Origin of the sequence: Desulfocucumis palustris (genome assembly GCF_002933875.1) — a bacterium.
GTDB lineage: Bacteria > Bacillota > Desulfotomaculia > Desulfotomaculales > Desulfocucumaceae > Desulfocucumis > Desulfocucumis palustris.
Window position 1 is genome coordinate 33211 of the sequence record NZ_BFAV01000179.1, and the last position, 18221, is coordinate 51431.

18 protein-coding genes and 1 pseudogene are annotated in these 18221 nt (G+C 55.1%); 1 reads left to right on the plus strand and 18 read right to left on the minus strand.

All coding sequences use genetic code 11. From position 1 onward, the window contains the following. Window positions 1-128 precede the first annotated feature (128 nt). The 9 genes from wecB to DCCM_RS17620 form a co-directional block, all read right to left on the minus strand. Entirely contained in the window at window positions 129-1277 is a 1149-nt protein-coding gene (gene wecB / locus DCCM_RS17580; protein WP_104373696.1) for a non-hydrolyzing UDP-N-acetylglucosamine 2-epimerase, read from the minus strand. Window positions 1278-1376: 99 nt separating this feature from the next. Further along, window positions 1377-1985 carry a hypothetical protein gene (locus tag DCCM_RS17585; RefSeq protein WP_104373697.1) on the minus strand — a complete coding sequence of 203 codons (609 nt, stop codon included), beginning with the start codon at window positions 1983-1985 and terminating at the stop codon, window positions 1377-1379. Window positions 1986-2013: 28 nt separating this feature from the next. Then, on the minus strand, window positions 2014-2688 hold the full coding sequence (locus tag DCCM_RS17590; RefSeq protein ID WP_104373698.1) for an HAD family hydrolase: 675 nt from the start codon (window positions 2686-2688) through the stop codon (window positions 2014-2016). Between the two features lie 38 nt (window positions 2689-2726). Beyond that, on the minus strand, window positions 2727-3200 hold the full coding sequence (locus DCCM_RS17595) for a deoxycytidylate deaminase (protein WP_231702840.1): 474 nt from the start codon (window positions 3198-3200) through the stop codon (window positions 2727-2729). A 213-nt stretch (window positions 3201-3413) separates the two neighbouring features. Continuing rightward, complete coding sequence (gene glyA / locus DCCM_RS17600) at window positions 3414-4655, minus strand: serine hydroxymethyltransferase (protein WP_104373699.1); 1242 nt, start codon at window positions 4653-4655, stop codon at window positions 3414-3416. A 38-nt stretch (window positions 4656-4693) separates the two neighbouring features. Next, window positions 4694-5158 (minus strand): ribose 5-phosphate isomerase B, encoded by a 465-nt coding sequence (gene rpiB, locus DCCM_RS17605; RefSeq protein ID WP_373855528.1) that lies wholly within the window; start codon window positions 5156-5158, stop codon window positions 4694-4696. Between the two features lie 272 nt (window positions 5159-5430). Beyond that, window positions 5431-5904, minus strand: coding sequence for a low molecular weight protein arginine phosphatase (locus tag DCCM_RS17610; protein ID WP_104373701.1), 474 nt, complete (start codon window positions 5902-5904; stop codon window positions 5431-5433). Window positions 5905-5934: 30 nt separating this feature from the next. Next, window positions 5935-6477 (minus strand): manganese efflux pump MntP, encoded by a 543-nt coding sequence (locus DCCM_RS17615; RefSeq protein ID WP_104373702.1) that lies wholly within the window; start codon window positions 6475-6477, stop codon window positions 5935-5937. Window positions 6478-6794: 317 nt separating this feature from the next. Then, window positions 6795-7871 carry an L-threonylcarbamoyladenylate synthase gene (locus DCCM_RS17620; protein ID WP_104373703.1) on the minus strand — a complete coding sequence of 359 codons (1077 nt, stop codon included), beginning with the start codon at window positions 7869-7871 and terminating at the stop codon, window positions 6795-6797. A gap of 168 nt (window positions 7872-8039) precedes the next feature. Here DCCM_RS17620 and DCCM_RS17625 point away from each other — a divergent pair, with 168 nt between their 5' ends. Then, window positions 8040-8714, plus strand: a complete 675-nt coding sequence (locus tag DCCM_RS17625; protein WP_231702841.1) for a HoxN/HupN/NixA family nickel/cobalt transporter — start codon at window positions 8040-8042, stop codon at window positions 8712-8714. On the opposite strand, the pseudogene prmC reads toward DCCM_RS17625, so the two are convergent. From prmC to DCCM_RS17670, 9 genes and pseudogenes are all read right to left on the minus strand, one after another. After that, window positions 8711-9682, minus strand: a pseudogene (gene prmC, locus DCCM_RS17630) (peptide chain release factor N(5)-glutamine methyltransferase); the annotation flags it as partial. The gene DCCM_RS17625 and the pseudogene prmC sit on opposite strands and share 4 nt — an antisense overlap. A 107-nt stretch (window positions 9683-9789) precedes the next feature. Then, window positions 9790-10068, minus strand: coding sequence for an AbrB/MazE/SpoVT family DNA-binding domain-containing protein (locus tag DCCM_RS17635; protein ID WP_104373704.1), 279 nt, complete (start codon window positions 10066-10068; stop codon window positions 9790-9792). 154 nt (window positions 10069-10222) lie between these two features. Beyond that, a complete protein-coding gene (gene prfA, locus DCCM_RS17640) occupies window positions 10223-11293 on the minus strand; it encodes a peptide chain release factor 1 (RefSeq protein WP_104373705.1) in 1071 nt (356 codons plus the stop codon). After that, window positions 11283-12164, minus strand: coding sequence for a DUF1385 domain-containing protein (locus DCCM_RS17645; protein WP_104373706.1), 882 nt, complete (start codon window positions 12162-12164; stop codon window positions 11283-11285). Before DCCM_RS17645 ends, prfA begins: the two co-directional genes overlap by 11 nt. Before the next feature lie 54 nt (window positions 12165-12218). Then, window positions 12219-12419 carry a 50S ribosomal protein L31 gene (rpmE, locus tag DCCM_RS17650; RefSeq protein ID WP_104373707.1) on the minus strand — a complete coding sequence of 67 codons (201 nt, stop codon included), beginning with the start codon at window positions 12417-12419 and terminating at the stop codon, window positions 12219-12221. A 158-nt stretch (window positions 12420-12577) separates the two neighbouring features. Then, window positions 12578-13837, minus strand: a complete 1260-nt coding sequence (locus DCCM_RS17655; RefSeq protein ID WP_104373755.1) for a radical SAM family protein — start codon at window positions 13835-13837, stop codon at window positions 12578-12580. A 510-nt stretch (window positions 13838-14347) separates the two neighbouring features. Continuing rightward, a complete protein-coding gene (locus DCCM_RS17660) occupies window positions 14348-15253 on the minus strand; it encodes a peptidoglycan DD-metalloendopeptidase family protein (protein ID WP_128739186.1) in 906 nt (301 codons plus the stop codon). Between the two features lie 567 nt (window positions 15254-15820). Continuing rightward, on the minus strand, window positions 15821-17071 hold the full coding sequence (rho, locus tag DCCM_RS17665; protein ID WP_373855531.1) for a transcription termination factor Rho: 1251 nt from the start codon (window positions 17069-17071) through the stop codon (window positions 15821-15823). A gap of 490 nt (window positions 17072-17561) precedes the next feature. Further along, on the minus strand, window positions 17562-18053 hold the full coding sequence (locus DCCM_RS17670) for a DUF2062 domain-containing protein (protein ID WP_231702842.1): 492 nt from the start codon (window positions 18051-18053) through the stop codon (window positions 17562-17564). Window positions 18054-18221: the final 168 nt, after the last annotated feature.

An 18221-nucleotide genomic window follows, 5' to 3' on the forward strand; every position in this document is an offset into this window, starting at 1 on the left:
TAAAATCAAGTTCTACAGATGAATATGTTCTACACAGACTACGTTATTCCTCCACAGCCAACGGACTTTTTTCTGGCGGGAATGAAAAAATTTTATCCCTGAAGAGACAATTTTCCTCGGCGAACGGTTCAGCCGCCAAAGCCCACCGGCGGGATTTTTGTCATTCCATATTTATAAAGTATGAATTCCGCGATTCTTCTGGAGGCGTGTCCGTCACCGTAAGGATTCACAGCCTCCGCCATGCCCCGGTAGTAATCTTTATCGTCCAGCAGCCGGCGGGTCTCCCGCAGCACAGCCTCCCTCTCCGTGCCCACCAGCAGCACCGTGCCGGCGTCCACCGCCTCGGGCCTTTCGGTGGTGTTGCGCAAAACCAGCACCGGCTTGCCCAGGGAAGGAGCCTCCTCCTGCATTCCCCCGGAATCGGTGAGAACAATATAGCTTTTCTGCATCAGGTTGACAAAGGGCTGGTAATCCAGCGGCTCCGTCAGGTGCACCCTCTCCAGGCCGCCCAGCACGGAATCCACCACGCTGCGCACGGCGGGGTTCTTATGCACCGGGAAAACTATCCTGACATCCGGGTACGACTCTATTATTTCCCTCAGCGCCTGATAAATGTGCCGCATGGGCTCGCCCAGATTTTCCCGGCGGTGGGTGGTGACCAGCAGTATCCTGGAATTTCGGTGGTCAATGGCCTTCAATTCCGGGCGGGTAAACACATAATCCCCGGAAACGGTGCCGAGCAGCGCGTCTATCACCGTATTACCGGTGACAAAAATGCTTTCCCGGCGAACCCCCTCCAGTAAAAGATTTTCCCTGGCCCGGGCGGTGGGGGCGAAATGCAAATCCGCCAGCGCTCCTGTGAGGCGGCGGTTCAGCTCCTCGGGAAAGGGGGAAAATTTGTTGCCGGTGCGCAGGCCGGCTTCCACGTGGCCAACCGGAATCTGCATATAATACGAGGCCAGCGAGGCCACGAAGGTGGTGGTGGTGTCCCCGTGCACCAGAACCAGGTCAGGTTGTTCTTCCCTGAGCACCTTTTCCAGGCCGGACAGCGCCCGGCCGGTGATATCGAAAAGAGACTGCCCGGGCTGCATTATACCCAGGTCGTGTTCCGGCTCAATTTCAAATAATCTCAATACCTGGTCCAGCATCTCCCTGTGTTGGGCGGTAACCGCCACCCGGCAGCTGATCTGCCCTGGGTAGCGTCCCAGCTCCTTCACCAGGGGCGCCATTTTTATAGCCTCCGGCCTTGTGCCGAATATAGCGAGTACTTTCATCATCACATCTCCTGAACAGCAATAACCCGGGCAATCGTTAACAGTATATGACACGTCCGGCAAAAGAATACCGTGAGTCAAGGGGACGGTTCTCTTGACTCATTATTTCTTATTAAACCGGCCCCGGGGGCCGCCTACATTGTCAAAGGCGGAGTTGAAATTGCGATACAGCGTCTTGTAGCCGGGAATCCTGTGCCACTTTTTAATAAAGCCCTCGGGAAGATCCTCCCTGAGCACCACGGCATTCCAGCCGCCCTGCACGGGGTAGGCGTAATAGGGCATTTCCTTGGGAATCCCGCGAATAAATATTACCTGGGGTATGACCCATTCCAGCCTGGCCAGGTATACCCTGTGCATACCGTCACAGACTATGTTGTGCACCGAGCCGTCACGCTCCACCGATTCCTCTATCACCGGGGGCATCACGTCGATAGGCTCCTGATAATCCTCCAGATAAACACTGGCGTAACCATTCAGATTGAAAAGATCCACCCCGTGCTTCTGCAGCTGCCAGCGCAGGCTGCGCACCTTCAGCAGTTCACTGGTGAGCACGTAGGACTGGGGGGGAGAAAGTTCGTCTGTGTGTATGTTCTCCAGGGATATAAAGGTGTTCTTGTATATGCATATCTCCGGATCCGTAAGCATGGAGACATTTTTAAGCCTTTTTATCAATTCTTCCACGCCGTGTTTTTCTACCCTGACAATATTCATTCCGCTACCCGCCTTTCTTACAAGTGAGTCACTCCAAATTGGTTTCCGGCAGCTGGGCTATTGAACTTATCATGATGTCCGGTCTTTTCAGGCTGCCGGTGAGAACGCCGCTCATGGCGGGGTATTCCTTTTCCGGGCGGCAGAGAACCCATACGGTTTTTATACCCAGCCGCATGGCCGGGGCCAGGTCGTTTTCGTAGGTGTCCCCCACCATCCAGGCGTTTTCGGGACTTACCCCCAAACCATCCAGCGCCCGCAGGAATATTTCCCGGCAGGGTTTTTTAATGCCTTCCCGGAAACTCAGTGCCGCATAATCCACCATGGCCGCCGCTTCCGGGCAGGCCCGCAAAAAAGCCCGGTGATAGGGGGCCCATATGTCGGAAACCAGTCCCACCTTAAAACCGAGGCTCTTAACCCAGCCCACGGCCCGGGAAGCTCCGGCTATTTCCCCGGCCGATATTTCCTGCTCCCGCCACAGACTTTCCATATGCTTTTCCAGGTCATCCGGCACGGTGAATTTACCGGCCAATTCCCTGCATACATGGCGGTGGCAGGTAAAGTCCGTGCACATCAACAGGTCCGCCACCCTGCCCTTTTCCCGGTCCGGCAGCCCCAGCAGCCGGCTGATGTGCTTGGCCGGGGATATGTCCGGCCCCGCGATAAGGGTGGAGCCTATGTCAAACAACACAGCTTTTTCAGACACTTATTTTTTCCCCTAGGTGTTATTGAATAATCTTTTAATTAATCCTTTTGTTGTCTGCCCGGTTCACGCTCCGGCGGCCAGAGGTCCACTTTCACCCCGTAGCGCTCCAGGTAGTCGATGCCCTCGCCGGTACCCTTATGGTCCCGGCGCACAACCACCCTGCTTATTTCGCAGGTCACTATCAGCTTGGCACAGGTAACACAGATGTCGGCGTTGACGTATATGGTGCCGCCCTTAACGGCCAGGCCCCTCTTGGCGCAAAGGCATATGGCGTTTTGCTCCGCGTGAACGCAGGGCTTGTAGTCCTCCCTGCCGACCAGGTCCTTCAGGCAGCTGCCGGTGTCGCAGCAGTGCGTTTCACCGCTGACCACACCGTTGTAACCGTGAGAAATGATACGATTGTCCACCACAATAACCGCCCCTACCTTTTTACGCAGGCAGGTGGAGCGGCGGGCGATGGTTTCCACAACATCCATATATGTTTCATCAAAAGATGGACGGCGCGGGGTCAAATAATCCAACCTCCCGGACTTTCCCGAGTCAAGGAACGATTCTCCGACTCGTCGAATGAATTAAAAGCGGCTCCTGGAGTTCCATGTCAAAACATGGCAAACGAAGCGTCCCCATGCCATCCTCATGCCATGCCAAAACCTGGCAAGGGAAGCGTCCCCATGGCAGGGCGTGCCATGCCGAGCGTCCCCGTGGCAGGGCGACTTAAGGGCGCATTAGTATATGGGGTATTTTTTGCACAGCTCCGAGGCCTTTTCCGCAGCCTCGCGCAGATGTCCCTCATCCCCGCCAAAGCTTAAAGCATGATCCATGATCTCCGCCACTGTTCGCATGTCTTCCTGGTTCAGGCCCCTGGTGGTAACCGCCGGGGTGCCGACCCTGATGCCGCTGGCCACCGCCGGGGGCTGGGGATCGAAGGGTATGGCGTTTTTGTTGACCGTTATCCCCACCTGATCCAGCAGTTTTTCCGCGTCCCGGCCGGTAATGTTCTTGCTGCGCAGGTCCACCAGCATCATATGGTTGTCCGTTCCGCCGCTCACCAGACTGAAGCCGAAACTGCTAAGAGCCTCCGCCAGCGCCAGGGCATTTTGAACAATCTTCTGTTGGTATGCTTTAAATTCCGGTTTAAGGGCTTCGGCAAAGGCTACTGCCTTGGCGGCAATAACGTGCATCAGCGGGCCTCCCTGAATCCCGGGAAAAACAGCCTTATCAATAGCCGCCGCGTATTTTTCCCTGCACAGTATCATTCCGCCCCGGGGGCCGCGCAGGGTTTTGTGGGTGGTGGTGGTTACCACGTCGGCATGGGGAATGGGGCTGTTGTGCAAGCCGGCAGCCACCAGGCCGGCGATATGGGCCATATCCACCATCAGGTAGGCCCCCGCCTCCCGGGCTATTTCCCCCATTACGGCAAAATCTATTTCCCTGGGATAGGCGCTGGCGCCGGCCACAATCATTTTCGGCCCGCACTGCAGCGCCGCTTCGCGCAACTTTTGATAGTCGATGCGGCCGGTGTCCTGTTCCACCCCGTAAGCCGCTATTTTAAAATATTTACCGGACATGTTCAGCGGGCTGCCGTGGGTAAGGTGTCCGCCGTGAGCCAGGTTCATGCCGAGGATGGTGTCCCCCGGCTGGAGCAGGGCGAAATACACGGAAATGTTGGCCTGGGCCCCGGAATGAGGCTGCACGTTGGCATGCTCCGCCCCGAAAATCTCCTTTGCCCTTTTAATGGCCAGTTCCTCGGCGATATCCACGCAGTGGCAGCCGCCGTAGTAACGCCTGCCAACGTAACCCTCGGCATATTTATTGGTAAGGACCGAACCCTGGGCTTCCATAACCGCCCGGCTGACAATGTTTTCCGAGGCGATCAACTCAAGGGTACCGCGCTGTCTTTCCAGCTCCAGTTCAATTGCCCTGGATATTTCGGGGTCGGTCTCGGCAAGGGTGCGCATTAAACTCATTTGGGGTTTCCTCCTGCTTATAGCTTGCATTTTATGATTTATTTCGAGCAATATTTGTCCTCAATCCGGCTGATTTTTTCCAGCCTGCGGGAGTGCCTGCCGCCCTGGAACTCCGTTTCCAGCCAGATTTTGACTATTTCCAGGGCCGGGCCCACGCCCAGCACCCTCTCTCCCATTGTAAGCACGTTGGCGTCATTATGTTCCCTGGAGGCCCTGGCGGAAAAGGCGTCGTGACACAGAGCCGCCCTAATTCCCGGAACCTTGTTGGCTGCTATGCAAACTCCAATGCCCGTGCCGCAGATTATTATACCCCGGGTGTACTTCCCGGAGCGGACAGCCTCGGCCACCGGAAGGGCAAAATCGGGATAATCCACCGATTCCTCCGAATAAGTGCCCAGGTCGGTGCATTCAATGTTCATTTTCTTTAAAAAAGCAATAATTTCACCTTTCAATTTAAAACCGCCGTGGTCACTGGCAATAGCCACCTGCAAAGGAACATCCATCCTTCCCGATGTTATTATTCAAAGTATTAGATACATTTTCTACAACAATTAGCATATCCCTTTATATTAAACTAAAATTTGCGGGCAGGGGCAGCCGGGAATCGGCCTGACGCTATGTGGATGCGGAAAGGTTGAATGGCGGAGGCAACCGGCAGTCAGCCCGAGGCCCGGCTAAAAACAACTATGGCGCCGCAGGCGGAGCCGGAAGGCGCGAAACCGCCGGGCATAATTTCGCGGCCCCGGCCGGCGGGCCCCAGGCGCCGGGTGAGGATTCAGGAGCGAAAATCCTGCAGCTCTTCACGCAACAGCCTGTCCACGGCCAACGCAATCATTCTTTTCAGGTAGTCCGCGCAGCGGTGGTAAATTTCCAGGCCGCCCCCGAAGGGGTCCGGAACGTCTGCGCCGCCCCCGGCGTAAACCGCCAGGGTGTGAATCCTGGACTCCGCTTCCGGGCAAAGGCTTAAGGCCTCCATGCGGTGCCGGGCGGTCATGGTGAGCACCAGGCCGGCGCTTTCAATTAGCTCCCGGCTCAACATGGTGGAACGGTGGCCGTTCAAATCGATTCCCATTTCCCTCATAACCGCCACCGCATGATTCGACGCGGGCTGTCCGGTAATAGTCAGGGTTCCCGCGGACAGCACCTCCACCCTGCCGGATAAACCCCGCCTGTACAATTCGTGTTTGGCCAAAGCCTCAGCCATGCTGCTGCGGCAGGTATTGCCGGTACAGACAAAAAGTATTTTCAAAAAGCAACCCTCCCGTGGCCATGATGATTCCTAAAAGAACAGCTTAATGCCTATTCCGATAAGTATTAACCCGCCCGCCAGCTGGGCACGCTCACCTGCCACACGCCCCAGCAGGCGGCCCAGGCCCAGCCCCCCGAAGGTCATCAAACCCGCCACCAGGCCGAAAACCCCGGCGGCCATAATCAGGTTGACCTTCTGGGTGCCAAGGGTAAAACCGACGCTGAGAGCGTCCATGCTTACGCTGGCCGCCAGCAGCAGCAATCCCCAGGTATTGACCAGGGCTATTTTGGGCGCATTTTCAGGATCCTTTTTTATAACGTCCCGGAGCATTTTAACACCCAGGAAAATAAGAATGGATGCCCCGACAATGGCTGCCGCGTTGCCTATATACCTCCCTGCCAACTCTCCCACATACCATCCCGCCAGGGGCATGATAATGTGAAAAATCAGCACTGTAAAGCTTATCAAAAACATCTGGCGTTTTCCAACCCCGGTAATGCCTATGGCCAGGCACATGGAAAAGGCGTCGCTTCCCAGGGCCACAGCCAATAAAAGCAGTGTCGTAATGCTCATTAATTGTCCTCCGGGTTCCAAATTAGATCGGGGAATACTCATCAATCCCCCGGTTATTTACAACCTCACGAAGGAATGTCCCGTCTAAGGTCAGGGGACACACCTTCTTCGGCTACCGCCTTAAGTTCAGGGAAACGCCTTCTTTGGCCGGTATCTATCCCCTGCTTATTTACAACTTCACGAAGGAATGTCCCGTCTAAGGTCAGGGGACACACCTTCTTCGGCTATCACCTTAAGTTCAGGGGATACGCCTTCTTTGGCCGGTAGCTATCCCCTGCTTATTTACAACCTCACGAAGGAATGTCCCCATTATATATCTATTCGTGAAGCTGTCCTGTATTAATTATTTTTCCCGCGGCCCGGCGCAATCGGTTGGCAACGGCCAGCCCGACCCCCCGGGGCTCGACACCCTCGGCCAGAATTAAATCCACTCCCAGTTGGTCCAGGCGGCGGAGGGCCGCATACAGTTTAGAAGCTGTTTCCCCGGGCTCGCCCCCGGCGCCGGCGCCGACCACGGCGGCCCCGGGGTACAGGCCGGCATTTTCCTCCCGGCAGAGGACGCCTACCCGTTTGCCCCGGAGCAGGTTTTCCTCCAACATTTGCCTGACTATCCCCGTCACCCGGGACGGTGTGCCCTCCACCAACACCAGAGGAGCGGCGGGAGCGTAGTGACGGTATTTCATCCCGGGAGAACGCGGTTTTCCCGGGATGACGGCACCCGGCTCCAGGGACGGGTCCAGCAGTATTCTGCCGGTAACGGACTCAATCTGCCCGGGGGTGATTCCCCCGGGTCGCAGCAATACAGGTGTCTCCCCGGATAAATCAACAACCGTGGATTCAACTCCCAGCCCTGCCGGGCCGCCGTCCAATATGGCGTCAAGGCGCCCGGAAAGGTCATTTCTGACATGCTCCGCGGTGGTAGGGCTGGGGCGCCCGGAAAGGTTGGCACTGGGCGCGGCCACCGGAACACCGGCAGCCCGGATCAGCGCCAGGGCCACAGGATGATCCGGCATGCGCAGGGCCAGCGTGTCCAGCCCGGCGGTAACCTTTTTGGCCGCCACCCCTCCGTCCCTTAGTATAACCGTCAGGGGGCCCGGCCAGAATTTTTCCATCAGCCCGGCGGCCCGGGCCGGAACCCCGGAAACAAGCTCCCAAACCCTGTCCATGTCCGCCACGTGAACTATCAGGGGATTGTCCTGGGGCCTGCCCTTGGCCCTGAATATTCCTTCAACGGCGTTGTCGTCCAGGGCGCTGGCCCCCAGACCGTATACGGTTTCCGTGGGAAACGCCACCAGGCCGCCGTTTCGGATAATTTCACCGGCCTGGCGAATAATCCCGGGATCGGGTTCTTTACCGTCAACAACCCAATATTTTGTTTGTATATTCTTTTCCATAAATTACTACCCCATGCTTTTCCTGTTGGGTAGTTTAACACAACGTGCCCGGTTTTAAAATATCGGGTTTCCCCCGGGCAACAATATAGCGCCGTTTTTTTAGTATTTTTTATTAAGGGAGGGAATAACCATAGCTTGTAAGCAATTATTATTTCCGGGGGTGTTCCGGTGGATTTATTCTGGGGAATGATATCGGCTCTGGGTCTGGGAGCGCTGCACGCCCTGGAGCCGGGACACGGAAAGAGTGTTATGGGAGCCTATCTGGCCGTTTCAGGCTCACGGATTTCGGATGCCCTGACCCTGGGCATAGCCTCGGCTGCCACCCACACCCTGGTGGTTATCACCCTGGCCTTCCTGCTGGACAACGTTGTTGGGGCGGTTTCCACCGGAAACGGGGTTCCGGGGGAGCGGTTCGAGGGCTATTTAAAAATGTTTTCCGGAATTCTCATTGTGATAATTGGTTTTGGCATGCTGGGCAGGCTCCGGAAGAAGGCCCCCTGCGGCTGCTGCCATCATGGCAATACCTTGCGGCCCGGTTCTTCCAGGGCCAGCGCGCTGCTGGTGGGAATCAGCAACGGATTGATGCCCTGCCCCGGGGCGCTGGCGGTTCTGCTAATGTCACTGAGCGCGGGAAAAATAGCCAAGGGCATCTGGCTGGTGCTGGCCTTCGGCATAGGGGGCGCCGCAGCGCTGGTGACGGTGGGCCTGGTGTTTGTGAAGGCGTCTTCCCTGCTGAAAAAACTGCCCGGGGACGGCACGGGCAGGGGGCTGACCCTGGCCAGCGCCTGCCTGATTATGACCATAGGATTTTTTACGGTGCTGAACGGCGTGAAAAATATTTAGCCAAAACTGGCGGCCACAAGCCTTTCCCGGCCGGCCAGGTCGAGCAAAATCCCGGCCTGCCGGGTGCGGCAGGGCGACAGTTCCCAGGGGCCCTTGCCGCCATTGCCACAGGCTGAACCGTCCCCCGGCAACACCGTTTGAGTTAACTTTTCCCCCTGGCCGGGAGCTATCTCCATGAGCAGCGTTCCCCCGGGACGAAGAAAGCTTTCTGCCATGGGAATAAGCCGGCGGTAGAAATCCAGCCCGTCGTGTCCCCCGTCCAGGGCGGTATGCGGCTCGTACAGGCCTACGTCGGGCATGAGCCCGGGTATTTCTCCGGACGGCACGTAGGGAAGGTTGGCGGCTATTAAATCCACAGCCCCTCTGATTTCCCCGGGCAACGGCCCAAGCAAATCCCCGCATAGAAAAACTATCCTGTCCGCCACACCGTGTCTTTGGGCGTTAACCCGGGCCACGGAAAGGGCTTCCAGGGATATATCCAGGGCATAAACTTTTGCCCCGGGCAGCCGGCCGGCCAGGCTTACGGCTATGGCTCCGCTGCCCGTGCCAACGTCCACTATGCGACAGGGGGACGGTTCTCTGTCGCAATTAGCAAAGGATGTACGGGAGGGAAATAATTCTCCCCGGCTCCCGGAAAAATGCGACACGGAGAACCGTCCCCTTGTCGCAATTGCGGCCAAGGCAGCCTCCACCAGCAACTCCGTTTCCGGCCGGGGTATCAGAACATCGGGGGTTACGGTAAAATCAAGCCCCATGAATTCCTTCACGCCGGTGATATAGGCCACCGGCTCACCCCGCCCCCTGCGTTCCACCAGGGAAAAATACCTTTGACCGGCTTCCGGGTTCAAGTCCTTATAGCTGTTGACATAAAGGCCCACCCGCTCCATTCCCAGGCAGTGGGCCAGCAGCACCTCCGCGTCCAGGCGGGGGGAGTCCATTCCCTTTTCTTTTAACATTAAGGCCGCCCTGTTAAGCGCTTCCTTTAATTGCGTAACCGTTCACTCCTATTGTTCAGGCAGATTAAGGGTTATATTGACGAAGGTGCTCAATTAGGATACTTGTATCCAGCAATATATCACTCAATTCCCAACACCTTCAGTCTCTTGGCATCCTCGTTCCTTAAACGGTGCACAAATTCCTCTCCGCTTTCCTCCATATCCTTCCAGGCGCCCGCGGTTTGGCTCAGCACTTCAAGGGGATTACACTTATTTTCATTTTTCTTTTCGGCGCTTATAATGATGGCGCCTTCTTCATCAACACTGACTCTTAATATATCGCCGGTCTTTATCCCAAGCTTTTTCCGCACTTCAACGGGCAATGTTATTTGACCTTTGGAAGATATTCTGGTTTCCATTATAATAAGCGCCCTCCCTTTCCGTCTTACTCAGCCTACTTCCCTTACTTAGTTTTACCGTATCATACGATGTTAGCATTATCAATATAATTGTTTTAATTAAAATTAAACGGGGGACGGGCCTCAGACCCGTCCCCCGCGACATATGTCAATATTATTGCTCTATACTCTTAAGCCTCTCCGCCTGGTCCGAGGTGATCAGGGCGTCGATGATTTCATCCAGGGAGCCCATCAATATCTCCGGGAGCCGGTGGGAGGTAAGTCCTATACGGTGATCGGTAACCCTGTTCTGGGGGAAATTGTAGGTGCGGATGCGTTCGCTACGGTCGCCGCTGCCCACCTGGGATTTGCGCTCACTGGCAATTTTTTGCCTTTGCTCCTCCTGTAATTTGTCCAGAATCCTGGCTCTTAAAACCCGCATGGCCTTGTCCTTGTTTTTATGCTGGCTCTTTTCATCCTGGCAGGACACCACTATGCACGTGGGAATGTGAGTCAGCCTCACGGCGGACTGGGTGGTGTTCACGGACTGGCCTCCCGGCCCGGTGGAACAAAAAAGATCGATTCGTATATCGTTGGGGTTGATGTCCACCTCCACTTCCTCCGCCTCGGGCAGCACCGCCACGGTGGAGGCGGAAGTATGAATGCGCCCGCCGGACTCCGTGCTGGGAACCCTCTGCACCCGGTGGGTGCCGCTTTCAAACTTCAGGCGGCTGTACGCCCCCCTGCCCTCCACCATGAATACCACTTCCTTGAAACCGCCTATGTCGGTGTAGTTGGTATTCATAATGTCCGTTTTCCAGTTCTGCCGCTCGGCATAGCGGGTGTACATCCTGAAAAGGTCCGCGGCGAACAGGGCTGCTTCCTCCCCGCCGGTGCCGGCCCTTATCTCCACCAGAACGCTTTTTTCATCGTTGGGGTCCCTGGGCAGCAGAAGAACTTTAAGCCTGGTTTCCATGGCCTCTTTCTTTTCAGCCAGTTCCTCCAGCTCTGTATCCAGCAGTTCCTTTAATTCCGGGTCCGGCTTTTCCCCCAGCATTTCCCTGGCGTCCCGGATACCGCCCAGTATATTTTTATATTCCCTGTATACTCCCACCACTTCGGACAGATCAGAATGGCTTTTGACGTACTGCTGCCAGCGGCCGTGGTCGGATATGACCTCGGGGTCCGCAATTATTTTTTCAAGTTCCTGGTACCGTTCCTCAATACTGGCCAGTTTATCTAACATTGTAGTCTTCCTCGCTCTCCTTGCGCACGGCGTTAAACGCGGTTATGGCCACCTCCACCTGGCTGTCGTCCGGTTCCCCGGTGGTAAGCCCCTGCAGCCAGCGCCCCGGTGAAATCATTATACGGCAGAGCAGGTTGTCCGCGTACCTGGCGGACAACTTCAGCAATTCATAAGAAACCCCGGCCAGAACCGGCAGCAAAATCACCCTGGAGGCAATGCGCCAGAATAAGCCCTGATGACCCAGCAAGGAAAACAAGAATATACTCATTACCAGTACGATTAAAATGAAGCTGGTGCCGCACCTGGGGTGAAAGGTGGGGTATTTCTGAACGCCCGGCGCGGTGAGCTCTTCCCCCGCTTCATAGGCGTTAATTACCTTGTGCTCGGCCCCGTGATACTGAAAAACCCTGCGTATGTCAGCCAGCCTGCCGATAACCGCCACATAACCCACAAACAGCAGCAGGCGAATGACACCCTCCACCAGGTTTTGGGCAATGCTGCCCTTCACAAAGGATTGCATTAGATGAGCCGCACCGGTGGGCAGCACCACGAAAAGCACAATAGCCAGCCCGAAGGCGAAAAGCATGGTAAGAACTATTTCCGTTTTGCTTAGTTCCTCTTCCTCGCCCATGGCCTGGCTGGCGGAATAGCTAAGCGCCTCCAAGCCGACAACAAGAGATTCCACCAGGGCCACAACCCCGCGGATTAAAGGCAATTTTAAAAAGGGATAGCGCTGGGTTATAGAGCCCACCGGTTTTTCATCCAGGGCAATGTCGCCTTCGGGACGCCGCACAGCCACCGCCCGGGTGGCCGGCCCGCGCATCATTACGCCCTCAATAACCGCCTGCCCGCCATATTGAAATTCTGACATGACTGTAAAACCCCTTATTAAACAAATAGCAGAGCCCCAGCTCTGCTAACTGCCTTATTTTAAGCCGTATTTCTTGCGGAAGCGGTCGGCCCTTCCGCCCACCTCCACCGTTCTCTGGGAGCCGGTGTAGAACGGGTGGCATTTGGAGCAAATTTCTACTTTTAGTTCTTTTTTGGTGGAAAGCGCTTCAAAGGTTGCGCCGCATACGCAGCTCACCTTGGCCGTGTTAACTTTGGGATGGATACCTTCTTTCACGGGGATCACCTCTTTCATGTAAGGGATATAATTTTGAATTCAATATGATTCACCGCCGGAGCAGTGATATCTGCCAGTTATAACACCGTATAATTATAGCATAGAGTTTCCATTGCCGCAAGAAATTTGATAAAAGCACATCCCCATTTTGCGACAGCTTAATCGGTACGGGACGCGGGGTGGGTAAAATTGCCCACTTTAAGTCCGGGAATTTGCCCGAACCTCTTTATTAATTCCGGAACGCCCATTATTTCTCCCTTTGCAGGGGGCATCAGGCCGGTTAGCATATCGGGGTCTATATTCAGATTTCTGAGCTGGACCATATTTATATTGTATTTGCGAATAATGGTCTCCAGGGCGTCCATTTCTTCCTCCCTGTCGGTGAGACCGGGGAAGAGGAGCAGGTTCAACGACACCAGGACCCCGGCGGAGCGGGCGGCGGCGATGGAATTAAAAACATCGTCCAGCACGTACCCCCCGGGCCGGTAATAGGCATTGTAGACCTCCTGCCGGCCGCTTATTATGCTTACCCGGATGGAATCCAGCCCCGCCCGGCATGCTTCCCTGATTCCCTCCGTATACCCCGCGTTGGTGTTCATGTTGATGGTGCCGGCGGAAACCTCTCTTCTGACCCGCTGTATGGCTGCGACAACAGTTTCCCGGGCCAGTGACGGTTCACCCTCGCAGCCCTGTCCGAAACTGATGATAGCGTCCCTTGTCCCGGACAGGTGGGGTACCGCTATATCCGCCACCTCCCCGGGGGTGGGGCTGAAAGTTATCCTGGACTGGGGCGACGGGCAGCACTGGGAGGGCTGCAGGGATATGCAGCCAATACAGCGGGCGTTGCAGGTGGGTGAAACCGGGACGCCCCCCTCCCAGCGCCGGTAAAATATGTTCTGGGCGGTAAAGCAGCCGTACTCCAGGGAGCAATGGGCAAGCTGTTTCAGTATGCGGTTTTCCGGGTGCTCTTTTTGCTTTTCCCGGATCAGCTCCGGCAGCCGGGCAGTATTGTAATGCCTGGGGTTCCAGCGGTACGGGTCGTCGGTGCGGAGAGCCGCCACATATGGCTTCCCCCGCCGCCAGGCCACCGCCGCGTACCCAAATAAAGGAAGAGGTTTATCCGACCCTTTGCGGCGGTATGCCGGCAGCAAGGTGCGGGTATAGCCCTGGGGCAGGAGCGCCCCCACGGCAAAGACAGGGTCACCGGAACGGTCCCTTTCCATTAGGACAAATTTACCCTTTCTATCCATCCCTGCCGGGTGGCCGCCGGGTATCATAACCAGAGTGGCCCCCTCCGGCAGTTCCTCCATGTCGCCATCCTCCGGCTCCACGAACATGTCCCCGGTACGGCCCAGGGCCAGTAAACCGGGGTGATCGTAGAAACATCCCCGGGAGTCGGCATAAATCATACGATACATAATAAACCTCGAATTATTAATATTAAACGCAAAAATATAATAGGCCGCCGACAAAATATTGTCAACAGCCTCAGCAAGTCAAGTGAGTCAAGGGGACGGTTCTCTTGACTCACCCTTCAAATGAGTCGCAGGGACGATCCTTTTGACTGGCCTTTCAAATAAGTTAAGTGCCTGGCACCTAAAATCAAAATCAGGCGCGATTTTGCTACATTTAGACAATAAATATAGACAATCGGCTTTTATATTGCTAACCTTGGGGTGTACGCTTTAGGAGGGCCATAGACCGCGCTACCGCCAGCCGGCGCTTATATGGCCCCTTTTTTCTTATACCGTTCCTTCGACGGTTCTTCGATGAGTCAGGGGACGGTTATTAAAGGGGACAATCGGAAGTTTTGCGCGGAAAAGGCTCAACCGGCGGATATTCACTGCCTGTTGAGCCTTAACAATGTTTACGCAAAAACCAAATGCGCAAAATTTATTCAAGTGAGTCAGAAGAACCGTCCCCTTGACTCAGGCGTAGCGGGTTTGCAGGAACAGCAGGGGGTCCATGGGCTGGCCGTCTATACGGATTTCCAGGTGCAGGTGAGGGCCGGTGGACCGGCCGGTGCTGCCCACCAGGGCCACGGTCTGACCCTCTTCCACCCAGTCGCCTGATTTTACCAGCAGAACGGAGGCGTGGGCGTACAGGGTACTCATACCATTGCCATGGTCAATGATCACCGCAAGTCCGTATGTGCCCATGGGCTCCGCGCTAACCACCCGGCCCGGCCTGGCCGCCCTGATGGGCGCCCCCTGGTCCGCCGCTATGTCGATGCCCTCGTGGGGCCTTCCATCCCTCATGCCGAAAGGGGAACTGATCCAGCCCACCACGGGCCAGGGCATCTTTTCAGCCACGAAGCCGGAACGGGCAATCCTTGTGTGGGAATTCGTCCCGGCAAAGGCGGGTATGATCAGCTCCTGACCCTCGGCCACAAAATTCTCGTCCGACAGGTTGTTTGCCCTGGTCAGCCGCCACAGGGGTATCCTGCATTTTTCGCTTATGGACCAGAGGGTTTCCCCCGCCTTGACCCTGTATGTGACAACCTCGCAGGGTATTTTAAGCAATTGCCCCGCAATGATATAATCATTGCTGCCAAGCTGATTTAACCGGGCTACCTCCCGCATGTCCACCCCGAATCTTCCCGCTATGGAGGACAGGGTATCCCCGGAACGAACCGGATATAAACCTATCGCAGGCTCCGAAGGCGCGGAAGCCCCGGCGTCGGTGTATACGTTTCTTTCGCCGGCCGGGGACGCATCCCCGGTTTTGTCCCCCATGTACCGGATTTCGGGGCCGGCCCCGGCGGTCAGCACCGGCGATAAAGCCAGCAGGCTCACCAATATAATCACTGAAAGCGCTTTTTTTCTGTTAAACATTTTCCTTCCTCTCCATATAAGTAAGCCCTGGCCCGAAAGGGCGCATTCCACTTTCGAACCACTGGTGCATACTTTGGGGACATTCCCCCGGCCCGAAAAGCCATATACGTTGGGGACATTCCTCCGGCCCTTAGAACCATACACGTTGGGGACATTCCTCCAACCCTTAAAACCATATGCATTGGGGACATTCCTCCGACCCTTAAAACTATATACATTGGGAACATTCCTCTGACCCTTAAAACTATGCTCCAGATGGAGGTGTGTCCCCTGACCTTTAGATGGAGGTATGTCCCCCTAACCCTTAGATGGAAGTATGTCCCCTAACCCTTAAATGGTGGTGTGTCCCCTAACCTTTAAAGTGAGGGCGCGTCCCCTGATTTTGTGTTTTGAGCTTTACAGCCTGTTTATCCCCAGCCTTCAAGGACGGGGTCTCACAGGCTGCTAGCGGGATAAAACACTCAGCCACCGGTTACCCGACGGCTGCAGGCAAAATAAAGCAGGCATCCCTTAAGGATGCCGTTTATATAAATTATTTCCTTTTCAGTTATTTTTTATACATGTGGATTATCTTCTGGTTATCTGGTCCGGCAGGTTGGGGGAAGGGTTGATAATGGTCCGCCTGGGAGCCCGGAAGCTTGACATCAGCTCTTCATTGGTCTTGGTTTTTCTCATGCGCTCCAAAAGCATTTCAATGGCCTCCGCCTGGGCCATTCCGGCAACCACTTTACGGTAGTTCCACATCCAATCCAGTTCTTCCTTGCTCAGGAGCAGCTCCTCTTTCCGGGTGCCCGAGCGAACCACATCTATGGCGGGGAAAATCCTGCGTTCCGACAGTTTGCGGTCCAGTATCAGCTCCATGTTGCCGGTGCCCTTAAACTCCTCGAAAATAACGTCATCCATGCGGCTGCCGGTTTCAATAAGGGCGGTGGCCAGAATCGTCAGGCTTCCTCCCTCCTCCACGTTCCGGGCGGCCCCAAAGAATCTCTTGGGCCTGTGCAGGGAGGCCGGGTCCACACCACCGCTCAGGGTCCTGCCGCTGGGCGCCACCACCAGGTTGTGGGCCCGGGCCAGCCGGGTTATGCTGTCCATGAGTATGACCACATCCCTTTTATGCTCCACCACCCGCTTGGCCCTTTCCAGCACCATGTCCGCGGCCTTGACATGGTTTTCCGGGGGCTCGTCAAAGGTGGAACTGACCACTTCCCCGGCCACGGAGCGCTCTATGTCGGTAACTTCCTCCGGGCGCTCGTCAATGAGCAGCACCATCAGGTGCACCTCCGGGTGGTTTTGGGTGATGCTGTGGGCAATTTCTTTGATTAATACCGTTTTGCCGGCCTTTGGGGGGGAGACAATCAGACCCCGCTGCCCCTTGCCGATGGGCGCGATGAGGTCGATAAGGCGGGTGGAATAGTTGGACGGGTCCCTCTCCAGGCGCAGCCGCTCCTGGGGGTACAAGGGGGTAAGTCCGTCAAAGTGCAGGCGCTCGCCGGACTGTTCCGGGTTAAAGTTGTTAACCCTCTCCACCCTCAGGAGCGCGAAATATTTTTCGTTATCCTTGGGCCCCCGCACCTGGCCGGTTACCCGGTCGCCGGTCCTCAGGTCAAAACGTCTTATCTGGGAGGCGGAAACGTATATATCATCATTGCTGGGCAAATAGCTAAAGGGCCTTAAAAACCCGTAACCATCCGGAAGGATTTCCAGAATGCCACTGGCCATCAGCAATCCGTTTTTCTCGGTCATTGCCTTGCTGATTTCAAAAATCAATTCTTTCTTGCGCAGCCTTGAATAACCGGTAAGCTCCAACTCCCTGGCCATTTTATACAATTCCTGCAGTGTTTTGTTTTCCAGATCATTTTGCGCCAACTTCTTTGAGCCTGCCTTTCAAAATATTTTATTTCGTGTTTGTAATTTTTAATGAGTTTTGCCGGGAGATTTTAAATTTGTGTAAATTTGACGGGTTGTTCCGGCAGCTCACGTCCCGGTTTCTGCCGAAAATTCTGAAAGCAAAAAATTAAGGGATAAATGTGAAAGGATTACATAGATTTAAAGCATCCAAAAGGGAGTTAAAACCGGGTTTGCGCGGAAGGTAAAAACCGGGCAGAATGTTTTTGGAAATGGCCCCCCTAAGAGAGTATTGAAAAACACATTAAAAAAGCAATAAACATGTTGATAAACTACCGCCCGAGGCCGTTCAAAAAGCTCCAGATGCAAGGCGCGGCAAGGCCTCAAGCGGAAACGTACTCATAGTACGTTGAGCATTGAGGCCGCAGCCGCAACGCAGCAGATGGACTTTTTCAACGGCCTCCTAGCGGATTTTCCCGGGCCGGGGCAGCTTTAGCGGGGCAATTTTCCTCTTGCGGCGGCACATTAGCAGGTTGTGCACCAGAAAATAAGCCACAGTTCCGGCCAGCGCGGCATTAATCACCGCACCCAGCAGGAAGGGGTATCCCAGATGTTTGACCCAGACTATCCAGGTCCCGAGCCCTGACAGATGATATTGGGCCTGCGTGGCCGAAGACGATATGTCATTGATTATCAGCCGGCCTACCATGTAATTAAAGGCGAAGAAAAAAGGTACCGCCACTTTAAACAGAACCACGGTAACCACCGCCGCCACCGCGTTTATCCGCAACAGCTTGGCCAGGATAAAGGACAAAGGGATACTAATCACCGGCACGGGCAAAAAATCCAGCGCTATGCCCATGGCAGCGCCCGCGGCAATCTTCTTCGGTGAGCCGGGTAGTTCCAGCACCTTGTTATAATGTTCCCGAAACCTTTGAATTAATTGAGAAATCACCGTCTCCTCCAAGATTAAAAGTTGTATTTAGTGTGGAGCCGGAAAAGGGGCTATTAAAATATATTGCAGATGCTACGAGGAAATTAATGAGGTGGCTTAATTTTAAAAAATTATACTCCTGAAGCTATTTAAGTATACTCTTATTAAAAAACGCCGTCAAGTGTCTGC